We start from the raw sequence: 13766 nt of genomic DNA, 5'->3' as shown, positions 1-13766 counted from the left end.
AGACCAACACATGGCAAACAACGAATCCCGCAGGATTCTGCAGCAGTTCCTCGACAACTACGAGCCGACGGTGGAGGAGGCTATGGAGGCCTTCGCCCCCTTGGCGGTCGGTGACTACGACGACATTCAGATCGCGGCACTTCTTACGCACATCCGCACTCGCGGAGAGACCTTTGCGGACGTGGCCGGCGCGGCCAAGGCCTTCCTCAAGGTGGGCTACCCGTTCCCGATCACGGGTGAGGGCCTCATGGACACCGCGGGTACGGGCGGCGACGGCGCCAACACGATCAACATCACTACCGCGGCGTCGCTGGTCGCCGCCGCCGGGGGAGTGAAGATGGTCAAGCACGGCAACCGCTCGGTCTCCTCCAAGTCCGGCTCCGCGGACGTGCTGGAGGCGCTGAATATCCCGCTCGACCTCGACGCCCCGCGCGCCGTGCGCCAGTTCGAGGCCTCCGGCTTCACCTTCCTCTTCGCCCCGGCCTATAACCCGGCCGTCGCGCACGTGCAGCCGGTACGCAAGGCCCTGGGCGTGTCCACGCTCTTTAACACCATGGGCCCGCTGCTCTCGCCGGCCCGCCCGGAGTTCCAGATCATGGGCATTGCCAACCCCGACCAGGGCCAGCTCATCGCCGAGGTCTTTAAGGAGCTCGGCCGCAGCCGCGGCCTGGTGGTCCACGGCGCCGGCACCGACGAGATCGCCACCCACGGCACCACGCTGGTCTGGGAGCTGCGCGACGGGGAGATCACCCACTACGAGCTCACGCCGGAGGACATGGGCATCGGCCGCCACCAGCTGGCCGACCTGGTTGGCGGCGAGGGCAAGGACAACGCCGCCGCCATCCGTGCCGTCTTCGCGGGGCAGGGGAGCGAAGCCCACTTCGACGCCATTGCGGCCACCGCGGGCGCCATGTTCTACCTGGACGGCCACGACGAGACCATCGCCGAAGGCGTGGCCCGCGCCCAGCAGCTGATTACCTCCGGCGAGGTCAACGCATGGTTGGCCAAGCACGAGGAGGCCAACTATGCCCAGTAATCCCTCCCCTACGAATCCTTCCGGGGCGCTGCCCACGGTGCTGGAAAACATCGTGGCGAACCGCCGGACGCACCTGCCGGAAATCCGCGAGCGCCTCGCCCACGTGGATACCTCCGCGCTGCCGCGCTCCGAGCGCTCGCTCTACGAGTCCCTTAAGGGCACCAACCGCTTCATCATGGAGTGCAAGTCCTCCTCGCCGTCGCTGGGGCTCATCCGCTCGGATTACCACCCCGGGGACATGGCCCGCATCTACTCCCGCTACGCCGCGGGCATCTCGGTGTTGTGCGAGCCCGACCACTTCGGCGGGGACTACGACCACCTGCAGACCGTCTCCCTGTCCACGCACCTACCGGTGCTCTGCAAGGACTTTATCGTCGATCCCATCCAGGTCTACGCCGCCCGCTACTACGGGGCGGACGCCATCCTGCTCATGATGTCGATCGTCAACGACGAGGAATTCGCCGAGCTCAAGGCGCTCGCGGACAAGCTCGGGCTCGACGTGCTCACCGAGGCGATCACCCCGGAGGAGGTCCAGCGCGCGGAGAACTTCGGCGTCGATATCATCGGCATCAACAACCGGAACCTCCACGACCTAAGCATCGACCTGAGCCGCACGGAGCGGCTGGCCAGCCTGGTATCCCCGGGCAAGGTGGTGGTCTCCGAATCCGGCATCCGCGACCACGCCACGGTCCGCCGCCTGGGCGCGCACGCCAATGCCTTCCTGGTCGGCTCCCAGCTGTCCTCGCAGCCGGACGTGGACCGCGCGGCCCGCGAGCTGGTCTACGGCACCCACAAGGTCTGCGGCCTCACCGCCCCGGAGCACGCCCAGGCGGCCCGCGCCGCCGGCGCCTGCTACGGCGGCCTAATCTTCGAGGAGGCCAGCCCCCGCAATGTTTCACGTGAAACCGCGGAAAAGATCATCAGCGCCGAGCAGGGCCTCCGCTACGTGGCCGTCAGCCGCCGCGCGGACGACTTCGCCGAGCTCGCCCTGCCCGGCGTCTACGCCATCCAGGTGCAGGCGCCGTACCAGGGCAGCCTGGACGGCGAGCAGGCTCTCATCGCCAGGGCCCGGGAGCAGGCCGGGGGAGCGGAGGTCTGGCGCGCCGTCGCCATGACCGACCCCGAGCACGCCGCCCTCGCCGAAGACCTCGCCCGCGAGGCCGACATCCTAGTCCTCGACTCCGGCCACGGCGGCACGGGCCAGACCTTCCGATGGTCGGACGTCCCCGACGCGGTGAAGGAACACAGCCTACTCGCCGGCGGCATCGACCGCACCAACCTGGCGGCCGCACTCGCGGTCGGCACCCGCGGGCTGGACCTGAACTCCGGGCTCGAGAGTCGACCGGGCCGCAAGGACACCGGGCTTATCGCCCGCGCCTTCCAGGAAATCCGCACCGACACCGAAGCAACACCCCTAAACAGCTAGACCCAGACCAGAACATAGAAGCACACAAGACACAAGGAGATTCCCATGGCGGAAGTTTCACGTGAAACCAAGAAGACGATCCTCCCGGCCTATTTCGGGGAGTTTGGCGGGCAGTTCGTGCCCGAGTCCCTCATCCCGGCCCTCGACCAGCTCGAGGCCGCCTTCGTCGAAGCGATGGACGACCCGGAGTTCCACGAGGAGCTGGCCGGCTACCTCAAGGACTACCTGGGCCGGCCGACGCCGCTGACCGAAGCGACCAAGCTGGGCGGCAAGGCCCGCATCTTCCTCAAGCGCGAGGACCTGGTCCACGGCGGCGCCCACAAGACCAACCAGGTCATCGGCCAGGCGCTACTGGCTAAGCGCATGGGCAAGACCCGCATCATCGCAGAAACCGGCGCCGGCCAGCACGGCACCGCCACAGCGCTGGCCTGCGCGCTGCTCGACCTGGAGTGCGTGGTCTACATGGGCGCCAAGGACGTCCAGCGCCAGCAGCCCAACGTCTACCGCATGGAGCTCATGGGCGCGAAGGTGGTCCCGGTCGACACCGGCTCCGGCACCCTCAAGGACGCCGTGAACGAGGCCCTGCGCGATTGGACCGCCACCTTCCACGAATCCCACTACCTGTTGGGCACCGCGGCGGGCCCGCACCCCTTCCCGACGATCGTGCGCGAATTCCACCGCGTCATCTCGACCGAGGCGAAGGCTCAGATGCTCGAGCGCACCGGCGGCCTGCCCGACGTAGTGGTGGCCTGCGTGGGTGGCGGCTCCAACGCCATCGGCATGTTCGCCGACTTCATCGACGAGGAAGGGGTGGAACTCGTCGGCGCCGAACCCGGCGGTGAGGGGCTGGATTCCGGCCACCATGGCGCGACCATCAACAACGGCACCGTGGGCATCCTCCACGGCGCCCGCAGCTACCTGATGCGCAACGCGGACGGCCAGGTCGAGGAATCCTATTCCATCTCCGCCGGCCTGGACTACCCGGGAGTCGGCCCGCAGCACGCCTACCTGTCCGCCACCGGCCGCGCGAAGTACGTCGGCATCACGGACGCCGAAGCCCTGCACGCCTTCCAGCTGCTGAGCCAGAAGGAGGGCATCATCCCGGCCCTCGAGTCCTCCCACGCCCTGGCTTACGCACTCAAGCGCAAGGATGAGGACATCACTATCCTGGTCTCCCTGTCCGGCCGCGGTGACAAGGACATCGACCACGTGCGCGCCACCCTGAAGGCCCACCCCGAACTGCAACTGAACCAGGAGGACTAAAAATGACCGACAACCGCTACGAAAAGATGTTTTCCGCCCTCACTGAGCGCAACGAGGGAGCCTTCGTTCCCTTCATTATGCTCAGCGACCCGAACGCCGAGGACTGCCTGGCCACCATCCGCGCCGTCGTTAACGCCGGCGCCGACGCGCTCGAGCTGGGCGTGCCGTTCTCCGACCCGGTGGCCGATGGCCCGACCATCCAGGCCTCCCACATCCGCGCCCTCGACGGCGGCGCCACCGTGGATCAGGCCCTAGAAATCATCCGCACCGTCCGTGCCGAATTCCCCGATCTGCCCATCGGCATGCTCATCTACGGCAACGTCGCCTTCACCCGCGGCCGCGACAAGTTCTACGCGGAGTTCCACGACGCCGGCGCGGATTCCATCCTGCTGCCGGACGTTCCGGTGCGGGAGGGCGAGCCCTTCGCCGAGTCCGCGAAGAAGGCCGGAATCGATCCGATCTTCATCGCCCCGGCCCGCGCCACCGATGCCACCCTGGCTGGCGTGGCGGCGCTTTCCGAGGGCTATATCTACGCCATCTCCCGCGACGGCGTGACCGGCACGGAGCGCACCTCCGAAACGCTGGGCCTCGAGGAGGTCGTCCACAACGTCGCGCGCCACGACGGTCCGCCGGTCTTGCTCGGCTTCGGCATCTCCCAGCCGGAGCACGTCCGGGATGCCATCGCCGCCGGGGCTTCCGGTGCCATCACGGGCTCCGCGATCACCCAGATCATCAACGAGTACGTCGAGCGCACCGATCCGAACGACGAGCACTCGCCGGCTCGCGTGACGGACCGAGAAGCACTCGACGCCAAACTAGGCGAGTACGTCTCCGCGATGAAGGCCGCCACCCGCCGCTAGGCGCAAGCACGCAGTACTGACCAGAAGACACAAAAAGACCGCCGGCCCGAGAAGGACCGGCGGTTTTGTCATTTCTTAGTCGCTGGGACCACCGACTGGCCGAGCCAGACCATCGGCGTCGTCAGCAGCAGTGGGAGCAGGGGACTTCCCGCTCGCGTTCTTGGCCGGGCGGGCCGGCCACCAGAAGCGCTCGCCCAGCAGCTGCACCACCGCGGGCACGACCAGGGTGCGCACGATAAGGGTGTCGAGCAGGACGCCGATGCACACGATGACGCCGATCTGGGCCAGCACCACCAGCGGCAGGACGCCCAGGGCGGCGAAGACCGCGGCCAGCAGAATACCGGCCGAGGTGATGACGCCGCCGGTCGCGGCCAGGGCGGTGTAGATGCCAGAGGCGGTGCCCTCCCTAGCGGAGTCCTCGCGGGCGCGCGTGACCAAGAAGATCGTGTAATCCACGCCCAGGGCGACGAGGAAGACGAAGGCGTAGAGCGGGGTGGTGGAGTCGAAGTTGTTGAAGCCCAGCAGGTAGTGGGAGACCCACCAGCCCAGGCCGAGCGCCGCGATATTGGTCAGCAGAACCGAGGCGATCATGATGGCCGGGGCCACCAGGGCCCGCAGCATGACCACGAGGGCGGCGAAGATCAGCACCAGCACGAGCGGGAAGATGAGCTGGCGGTCGTCGGCAGCTGCGGTCTCCGCATCGGCGAGTTCCGCGTCCGGGCCGCCCACGAGCGCCCCGTCCAGCTCGCCGCGCAACTCCTGGAAGTCCGCGCCGCTGACCTGCAGCAGGGTCCAGCCGTCGACGCTGCCTTGTTCGCGCCCGCTAGCGCCCATCTGCTGAAGCTGCTCCTGCGTGCGGTCCACGTCCTGGGTGGCCACCACCGGTGGAGTGGCGGACTGATCCGGGAAGTCGCGGCTGAGCTCTTCCGCGGCGGTGATGGACTCCGGGGTGTCGATGAATTGCTCGGACTGGGTCAGCCCGGTGTTGGTCTGGAAATACCCGGTGCAGCAGATGCCGAGCACCAGCAGGGCCACGGCCACGACCTTGCGCGGGCGCTGGCGCACCCAGGAGCCCACCTTCGCCCACACGCCGTGGTTCGGGGTGTCGCCCTCCCGCGGGATGCGCGGCCAGAAGATCCACCGGCCGAACAGAGCCAGGAAGCCAGGCAGGGCGAAAAGCGCAAAGAGCCAGGCGATCGAGATGCCGACGATGGCGGCCGCGCCCAGGCCCTGGGTGGTGGGCACCGACGACAGCAGGAGGCAGGCCACGCCCACGATGACGGTGGCCGCCGAGGCGGAGACCGTCTTGGCGGTCGGCGTCCACGCCCGCGCCATGGCGGTGAAGCGGTCCGCGGTCCCGGTCAGCTCGTCGCGGTAGCGGGAGATAAGCAGCAGCGCGTAGTTCGTGCCGGCGCCGAAGACGAGCACCGACAGGATGCCGGCCGTGGACTCGTTCCAGGACAGGCCGAAGGCGTCGAGGACATAAGTAAACGCGGTGGCCGCGGTGCGGTCGGCGACGCCGATGACGGCCAGCGGCAGGATCCACAGGATGGGGGAGCGGTACGTGACGATGAGCAGGAAGGCGACGATAGCCGCCGTCACGCCCAGCAACAGGAAGTTCGCGCCCTCGAAGACGCCGGCCAGATCCGCCTGGATGGCGGCGGGGCCGGTGGCTTGGGCGGAAACACCCGCGGGCATCTCCGCGTTGATATCCGCACGGAGCTTCTCGACTTCCTCAGCGTTTTCCGAGGCGGTGCCCGCGTTCACGGTGACGGGCAGCAGGGCCGCGGTGCCGTCCTCGCTGGGGATGAGGGCCTCGCCCCACTGGGAGGTCACGTTCTTGAGGGCGGGCAGGTCCAGCGGTTCCGCGGACTTGAGGTAGACCAGCGCGGTACTGCCGGACTCGCCGTCAGAGTTTTGGGCCGAGTACTTTTCCTGTAACTCGGCGACCTTGGTGGAATCCATGCCGGTCGGCGCGGTGGCCGTGGCGGATTCCGGCTGGTCCACGCCGCCCAGGGCGCTCACGCCCAGGCCGAGGACCAGCAGGACTAGGGAAATCCAACGCAATAAGCGTATTCGATGATCGGTCATTTACCCAGCATAACAGTGTTGTCTAACTGGGCTCGGGGCCTCCGGCTACGGCCGCTCGTCTTGGGCGACCGGGCGCGCGGCCTCGGCGTTAGCGGGCTCGCCTTCCGCGTTGACCTTGCCGCGGGCGAACTTGTCCACGATCATCGCGATAGCGCCGTCGCCGGTGACGTTCGCCGCGGTGCCCACGGAGTCGACGGCGATATAGGCGGCGATCATCAGGGCGACGAGGTTGTCGTCGAAGCCCATGTTCTGGCTCAGCAGGCCGACGGCCACCATGACCGCGCCGCCCGGCACGCCCGGGGCGGCGATCATGGTGATAGACAGCAGGACCATGAAGCCCATAGCCGAGCCGAAGCTGACGTCCATGCCGGTCAGGTAGATGATGGCGAAGGCGTAGAGCATCAGCTTGATCATCGAGCCGGCGATGTGGATGGTCGCGCACAGCGGGACCACGAAGCTGGCGACCGGCTTGGAGATGTTGTTCTTCAGCGCGTTTTCCAGGGTCACCGGGATAGTAGCGGCCGAGGAGGACGTTCCCAGCGCGGTGGCGTAAGCCGGCAGCATGTTCTTGAGCGCCTTGAAGGGGTTCTTGCCGGTGATAGCGCCGGCGATCAGGTACTGGATGACCAGGTAGACCAGCGTCATAGCGACGGACAGCAGCAGGACCTTGCCGAAGGCGACGAGCACGTCGACGAGGTTGCCGTTCATGCCCAGATCCAGGAACATGCCGAAGATATAGAACGGCAGCAGCGGGATGACAAAGCCCCAGATGACCTTGACCACTACGTTTTCAAGCTCTTTGGTGACGTTGTACAGGTTGTCGGACTTGACCTGGGTCATGGCCACGCCGATACAGAAAGACAGCAGCAGGGCGGTCATGACCTCGATGGGCGCGGGCATCTCGACCTCGAAGTAGGGCTCCAGCGCGCCGGCGTCGATATCGGAGACGTTGGTATCGATGGTCTGGCCGGCCAGCATCCAGGGATAGACCAGCAGGGAGACACCATAGGCCAGAAGACCCGCGATGATGGTCGAGCCCCAGGCGATGCCGGCGGTAACCCCGAGCCACTTGCCCGCGCCGCGGCCGAGCGCAGCGATGGCGGGGGCGATGAGGGCGAAAATCAGTACGGGGATGAAGAAGTTAAGGAAATTGCCGAAGAGCCCGTTGAAGGTGGCAAAGACCCGGCCCAGCCATTCCGGCGCAATAAAGCTGAGGGCGATGCCCAGCACAATGGCCACGGCGATCCGGAACAACAGGTTCTGGCTCAGTGTTTTCAATTTCATGGTGTCACTAACTATTTTTATATCCTGCGCCCCGGCGGTCCGTCGGTGCGCAGGATGAGACTTTCAAAGACAGCGGGCCAATCACCAAATATTTTCTATCGATCGACCTGAATTAAAGTGTACCCAACGGGCATGCCCCGCCGGAAGGGGGGATAGCTAACTGCACCCGCCGACAATTGCTGCTCGTCCGGCCTAGCGGGTTAGGATATGAGGCATGGTCGTTCTCGGTATTGTCATCCTCATCCTCGCCGCGGTCTTGATCGTGGTCGGCGCTCTTGCCACCGCCCGCAAACTGCCGGGTAACTCGGTGGTGGGCCTGCGCGTCGAGGAGGTCCGCAAGTCCCGCGAGGCCTGGGACGCCGCCCATGCCGTCGCCGGCCCCGTCTGGTTCCTCGGGGGAGTGGCGCTCGCCTTCGGCGGGATCGTCGCCCTGACCGCGACCGGCTGGATGTGGCTCATCCCGGTGGCAACCGCCATCATCGCCGTCATTACCTTGTCGGTGGGCGCCAACCTCGGCGCGCGTTCGGCGTTCCTGTGGGACCAGGCCAACAACGCCGACGAGGGATGCGGGGACAGCTGCAATTGCGGCTCCGGCGGCTGCGGCAGCGACAGCGCGGCGGAAACCGCGCCCGCGCAGATCGATCTCGACGCCGTCCGCCAGGCCGCCAACCGCGCGGATCGGTAGCCGATCCCCGGCCTGCGACCCCACCGCGGGTAGGGTCTTAGCGCCCACCACTATTGTCACAGTGACAAAACCATAGTGGTGGGCCTTTTTGTATTTTCTGCCGTCCGGGTAGCTCCCCGGACATGCCCGCGGCGACGGAAGGATAGCCTGCCGTAAATAGTCTCCCCGCCAGCCGAGGGATAGAGTAGGGATCATGACTATGAAGTGTTCGCGTCGCATGTTCCTGCTCGGGACCGCCACCACCTTCGCTGGCGCTTACCTCGCTGCCTGCGGCAAGGAGGCCTCGGCGGAAATCGCCGCCACCGAGATCCCGGTCGGCTCCGCCGTCATCGTCGACAATGTAATTTTCGCCCAGCCGGAGGAGGGGCTTTTCAAGGCCTACTCGCAGACCTGTCCCCACCAGGGCAACCCCATCACCGAGGTGGAGGGCTCGCATGTCATCTGCACCTCTCACTACACCGAGTACGACATCACCGACGGCTCGGTCGTCTCCGGGCCCGGCCGCGATCCGCTCGAAGAGATCTCCGTGGAGGACGACGGCACTACCGTGAAGACCGTCTAAGGTTTCACGTGAAACCCCGCCATCGAGGGGGAGGCGGGGCGTAAACTGCGGTACATGCTCAACGTACTGCGCCGACTAGACCCGCTCATCGTCCTGATCATCACGGCGGTCCTCATCGCGATCGTCCTGCCCGCCCGGGGACAGTTCGCCGAAGTCTTCGCGGTACTCACCAACATCGCGATCGCGCTACTCTTCTTCCTCTACGGCGCGCGGCTGTCCACCCGGGAGGCGCTCGCGGGCCTGAAGCACTGGAAGCTCCACCTGACGATCCTGGCGGCCACCTTCGTGCTCTACCCGATCATCGGCATGGCCCTGCGGCCCCTGTCCCTGGTGGTGGGCGACGAGCTCTACCTGGGCATTCTCTACCTCACGCTGGTCCCGTCCACGGTGCAATCCTCTGTCGCCTTCACCTCCATTGCGCGCGGAAACGTGGCGGGAGCCATCGTCTCCGCCTCGCTATCTAACCTCGCCGGGGTCATCCTCACCCCGCTGCTGGTAATGCTGTGCATGGGCGCCGGCCACGGTATCCACATCGACTCCTCGGTCTTTGCGGAGATTTCCCTCCTACTGCTCCTGCCCTTCGTCCTAGGGCAGCTGACCCGCCGCTGGGTGAAGAACTTCGCGGCCCACAAGGCCACCAAGGTCGTGGACCGCGGCTCCATCGCTATGGTGGTCTACTCCGCCTTTTCCTCCGGTGTAGTCGGCGGGATCTGGTCCGACATCGGGCTGGGCCAGCTCCTTTTCCTCATCGTCTTCGCCGTCGTGCTGGTCAGCGCCGTGTTGTGGCTGACCCGCTGGGTGAGCGCACGGCTGGGTTTCGCGCGCCCCGACGTCATCGCCATCGAATTCTGCGGCTCGAAGAAATCACTGGCCACCGGCCTGCCGATGGCCTCGGTCATCTTCGCCACCGGCGGCGGGCAGCTGGGGCTGCTCATCCTGCCGCTGATGATCTACCACCAGGTCCAGCTGATGGTCTGCTCGTGGCTGGCCGCACGCTACGCCCGGCAGGAGCCTACGGCCGAGGCGGGTTAAACACCGGGGGCGGGCTAGGCACTAGACTTGGGTGCCATGACTTCCGCAGAGAACACCGGCGCCGAAAAGGCGCTGCTCTACGTCAAGACCACGCTGAGCATCCCGGGCGCCGGAACCGCCATCCACGTGGCGGAGATGCAGCAGCTCGACGCCCGCAGCTGCCGCATCCACCGGCTGATCGCACAGACCCCGGACGGGCAGATCGCCGGCGCGGTCAGGGGCGATAAACGCGTGGGCAGCATCGACAAGCCCAACAGTACCGTGCCGCACCCGGACACGTACGCGTCCTACCCGGACATCGACGCCGAATACCTTAACTCGGCGGACTTCGAGTCCCTCTGGGTCGAGGCCCAGCTGCGCTATCCGGGGCTCTAAAAGACGAAGTTCACGAGCACCATGTAGACGGCGGTGCCGCCCAGGATGGACAGGCCAGACTCGCGCCGCCACAGGTGCAGTCCGGCGGTCACGGCCGCGCCCAGCAGGGCGGCCAGGATGCCGCCCGGGGCCCCAGACTGCCCGACGATGGTGTAGACGACCAGGACCCCCATCACGCCGACCGGCATGGTCCGGCCCAGCACGCCGACCAGATCGCTGCCGCGCAGCGCCCTAACGAAGCTAAACGGGATCTGCCGCAGGAGGATCGTGACAACGCAGACTGGGACGAGCACGGCCAGGATCATGGATAAGCTCACGCCGGCTGGCATTAGCGTTCACCTCCCGGCCCGCGGCGCCACTCGATCAGTTCGTCGAAGCGCGGGGAATACACGCGCGCCAGCAGGAAAAGGAAATAGGCGATCAAGGCCACCATGAGCACCTGGTTGGGCGTGATGACCACGGCCAGGACCCCCAGCAAGGCGGCGACCGCCGGCAGGGAAAAGTCCGGGTTGTTGCAAAAGGAATCCAGCGCCAGCACCACGAACAGGGCCACCAGCGCGAATTCCATCCCCTGCACGTTGTCCGGTATGGCCTGGCCCGCCAGCGCGCCCACCACGCCGCCGCCCACCCAGAGGAACTGGGCGAAGAGCTGGATGGTAAGTATCCGCCGCCCGGTCAGGGCGGAGTCGTGGGGCAGCGCCGAGACGATCGCGTAGGTCTCGTCCGTCAGCGCGTAGGTGGAATAGACCTTCCCGCCCACCGAGGAGATGCGGTGCCGGGGGAAGCTTAAGCCGTAGAAGATGTGGCGGAAGTTGACCATGAAGCCGGTCAGCGCCGCAGAGACCGGGCCCACCCCGGAGGTGACCATGCTGATGGCCAAAAACTCCATGGAGCCGGCATAGATGACAATTGAAAAGATAGGCGCCCACCACCAGTCGAAGCCGGTTTGGACGATCAGGACACCGAAGGCCAGGCCCAGGGGAACCAGGCCCAAGGCTACGGTCCAGGTGTCCTTCAATCCCTGGCGAACATCAGCGTGCATGCGCCTATCGTAACGGCGGCAGGCCCACCGCCGCCCCAGAAAACAGAGAAATATTCTAGTTGTCGTCCAAGTCGGCGGGGAAGGTGGAATACAGCGGCAGCGGCATGGGCTGGCGCTTCATCACGTCCGCCCACAAATCGGCCGGGCCGGGCGTTAACACGTCCTGGGCCAGCGCCGGGGCGACGAACCAGTCGCCGCGGTCGATCTCCTGCTGCAACTGGCCCGGGGCCCACTCGGCGTAGCCGGCAAACAGCCGCATCCCGTCTAGGGTCTGCGCCAGAAACTCCGGGTCGGCGCGCATGTCCACGTGCGCCAGCCGCGGGGCTAGGCGGCTTAGCTGCGGGTGATCCTCGAAGCGCACGCCCTGCTTGGTCATGCCCAGGCCCACCACGGACTGCTGGTTGAGCGGGCCGCCGATGTAGAGGGCCTGCGGCTTGGCGACCACCGGCAGGTATTCCGGCAGCACGTTGAAGACCGCCAGCTCGCTGCGGGTCGTCAGGTTCACGCCGAAGGTCAGGTAGTCGTCGTGCTGGATGAGCAGGATGACCGAGCGGGCAAACTCGGCAGAGAACATGCCCGGGGCGGCTACCAGCAGTTGGCCGGGCTCTGGGTCGTTGCGTTCGAGGGCATTAAATAGTCGGTCGGCGTACATTAACTACCAGACTCCCACCAAGCACGTAGCTTTGCAATCGCTTCCTCGCGGGGCAGCGGGCCCTGCTCCAGGCGCAGTTCCTTCAAAAACGACCAGGCGCGGCCCACCTCCGGCCCCGGCTGCAGCCCCAGGATCTCCATGATCTCATTGCCGTCCAGGTCCGGGCGCACGCGGGCGAGGTCTTCCTTTTCCTGGATCTCCTGGATGCGTTCCTCCAGGTGATCGTAGGTGCGCTGCAGGCGGCGCGCCTTGCGCTCGTTGCGCGTGGTGCAGTCGGCGCGCACCAGCTTGTGCAGGCGCGGCAGCAGCGCGCCGGCGTCGGTGACGTAGCGGCGCACGGCGGAATCCGTCCACTGCCCCTCGCCGAAGCCGTGGAAGCGCATGTGCAAGTAGACCAGCTGCGCGATGTCCTGGGTCATGGCCTTCGGGAATTTCAGCGCGCGCAGGCGCTTGCGCACCAGCTTCGCGCCGACCACCTCGTGGTGGTGGAAGGTGACCTTGCCGCCGGTGGTGTCCCGGGTGTCCGGCTTGCCGCAGTCGTGCAGCAGCGCCGCCCAGCGCAGGACCAGGTCGGGCCCGCCTTCTTCCTGATCCATCGCCTGCCGCATGACCTGCAGGGAATGGGCGTAGACGTCCTTGTGCTGGGCGTGCTCGTCCGGGGCCATGCGCATGGCGGGGATCTCCGGGATGACGATCTCGGCGATCCCGGTATCAACCAGCAGGTCGATACCCACCCACGGCGCAGTACCACCGACCAGCTTGTCTAGCTCGACGGTGATGCGCTCGACGGTGATGCGCCGGATCTCGCCGGCCATGTCCTGCATGGCGCCGAAGACCCGGTCGGCGACGTGGAATTCCAGCTGGGAGGCGAAGCGGGCGGCGCGCAGCATGCGCAGCGGATCGTCGTGGAAGGAGATCTCCGGCGCGTCCGGGGTGTCGATGATCCCGGCGACGAGATCCTCCAGGCCGCCCAGCGGATCGTGAAATTCGCGGCCGCCGTCGGCCTTGAGCTCGACCGCCATGGCGTTGATCTTGAAATCGCGGCGGACCAGGTCCCCGGCCAGGGTGTCGCCGTAGACGACCTCCGGGTTGCGGGAGTCGCCGTCGTAGGAGTCCGCGCGGAAGGTGGTGATCTCGATCTGCTGTCCGCGGTAGACCGCGGAGACGGTGCCGAAGGCGATGCCGGTGTCCCAGACCTTTTCGGCGTAGTCTTCCAAGATCTCCTGGACGACGTCGGGGCGGGCCGGGGTGGTGAAGTCGAGGTCATTGCCCAGGCGCCCCAGGAGGGCGTCCCGGACGGAACCACCTACCAGGTAGAGCGGGAAGCCGCGCTCTGCGAAGCGCTCCACGAGCCCGCTCAACAGGTCACTGAGTTGGGCAATCGCGGATTCTGCCCGCGCCATAACGCCAATTAGCTGAGTGTCCTGAAAATTCACGCACGTTAGTCTACTACGATTA

General features: G+C 66.5%; 14 protein-coding genes. 8 read left to right on the top strand and 6 right to left on the bottom strand.

Annotated features, from left to right (window positions below; all coding sequences use genetic code 11):
• Positions 1 to 10 precede the first annotated feature (10 nt).
• From trpD to trpA, 4 genes are read left to right on the top strand one after another with little or no spacing between them, the layout of a single operon-like run.
• Complete coding sequence (gene trpD, locus QQS53_RS12005) at positions 11 to 1036, top strand: anthranilate phosphoribosyltransferase (protein WP_472776034.1); 1026 nt, start codon at positions 11 to 13, stop codon at positions 1034 to 1036.
• Complete coding sequence (gene trpCF, locus QQS53_RS12000) at positions 1026 to 2462, top strand: bifunctional indole-3-glycerol-phosphate synthase TrpC/phosphoribosylanthranilate isomerase TrpF (RefSeq protein WP_472776033.1); 1437 nt, start codon at positions 1026 to 1028, stop codon at positions 2460 to 2462. The genes trpD and trpCF overlap by 11 nt, the downstream gene beginning before the upstream one ends.
• A gap of 45 nt (positions 2463 to 2507) precedes the next feature.
• Positions 2508 to 3725 carry a tryptophan synthase subunit beta gene (gene trpB / locus QQS53_RS11995; protein WP_472776032.1) on the top strand — a complete coding sequence of 406 codons (1218 nt, stop codon included), beginning with the start codon at positions 2508 to 2510 and terminating at the stop codon, positions 3723 to 3725.
• Between the two features lie 2 nt (positions 3726 to 3727).
• Positions 3728 to 4585, top strand: a complete 858-nt coding sequence (trpA, locus tag QQS53_RS11990) for a tryptophan synthase subunit alpha (protein WP_472776031.1) — start codon at positions 3728 to 3730, stop codon at positions 4583 to 4585.
• A 75-nt stretch (positions 4586 to 4660) separates the two neighbouring features.
• Here the strand turns inward: trpA and QQS53_RS11985 are convergent, their stop codons facing one another.
• Entirely contained in the window at positions 4661 to 6652 is a 1992-nt protein-coding gene (locus tag QQS53_RS11985; protein ID WP_472776030.1) for an MMPL family transporter, read from the bottom strand.
• Between the two features lie 69 nt (positions 6653 to 6721).
• Entirely contained in the window at positions 6722 to 7960 is a 1239-nt protein-coding gene (locus QQS53_RS11980; RefSeq protein WP_472776029.1) for a dicarboxylate/amino acid:cation symporter, read from the bottom strand.
• 214 nt (positions 7961 to 8174) lie between these two features.
• On the opposite strand from QQS53_RS11980, the gene QQS53_RS11975 reads away from it, so the two are divergent.
• From QQS53_RS11975 to QQS53_RS11960, 4 genes are all read left to right on the top strand, one after another.
• Complete coding sequence (locus QQS53_RS11975; protein ID WP_472776028.1) at positions 8175 to 8645, top strand: SdpI family protein; 471 nt, start codon at positions 8175 to 8177, stop codon at positions 8643 to 8645.
• A gap of 217 nt (positions 8646 to 8862) precedes the next feature.
• A complete protein-coding gene (locus QQS53_RS11970; RefSeq protein WP_472776081.1) occupies positions 8863 to 9207 on the top strand; it encodes a Rieske (2Fe-2S) protein in 345 nt (114 codons plus the stop codon).
• 54 nt (positions 9208 to 9261) lie between these two features.
• On the top strand, positions 9262 to 10239 hold the full coding sequence (locus QQS53_RS11965) for a bile acid:sodium symporter family protein (protein WP_472776027.1): 978 nt from the start codon (positions 9262 to 9264) through the stop codon (positions 10237 to 10239).
• Between the two features lie 36 nt (positions 10240 to 10275).
• Positions 10276 to 10614, top strand: coding sequence for a hypothetical protein (locus tag QQS53_RS11960; RefSeq protein ID WP_472776026.1), 339 nt, complete (start codon positions 10276 to 10278; stop codon positions 10612 to 10614).
• Here the strand turns inward: QQS53_RS11960 and QQS53_RS11955 are convergent.
• From QQS53_RS11955 to QQS53_RS11940, 4 genes are read right to left on the bottom strand one after another with little or no spacing between them, the layout of a single operon-like run.
• Positions 10611 to 10943 (bottom strand): branched-chain amino acid transporter permease, encoded by a 333-nt coding sequence (locus QQS53_RS11955; protein ID WP_472776025.1) that lies wholly within the window; start codon positions 10941 to 10943, stop codon positions 10611 to 10613. The genes QQS53_RS11960 and QQS53_RS11955 overlap by 4 nt on opposite strands.
• Positions 10943 to 11656 carry an AzlC family ABC transporter permease gene (locus tag QQS53_RS11950; protein ID WP_472776024.1) on the bottom strand — a complete coding sequence of 238 codons (714 nt, stop codon included), beginning with the start codon at positions 11654 to 11656 and terminating at the stop codon, positions 10943 to 10945. The genes QQS53_RS11955 and QQS53_RS11950 overlap by 1 nt, the downstream gene beginning before the upstream one ends.
• 55 nt (positions 11657 to 11711) lie before the next feature.
• The gene (locus tag QQS53_RS11945; protein WP_296203874.1) at positions 11712 to 12308 is read right to left on the bottom strand and encodes a YqgE/AlgH family protein; all 597 of its coding nucleotides are present in this window, start codon (positions 12306 to 12308) and stop codon (positions 11712 to 11714) included.
• A complete protein-coding gene (locus QQS53_RS11940; protein ID WP_472776023.1) occupies positions 12308 to 13744 on the bottom strand; it encodes a CCA tRNA nucleotidyltransferase in 1437 nt (478 codons plus the stop codon). Before QQS53_RS11940 ends, QQS53_RS11945 begins: the two co-directional genes overlap by 1 nt.
• Between the last annotated feature and the right edge of the window lie 22 nt (positions 13745 to 13766).

Source organism: Corynebacterium sp. 2571A, from assembly GCF_055700935.1.
This window is presented reverse-complemented; position numbering and strand designations above follow the sequence as displayed.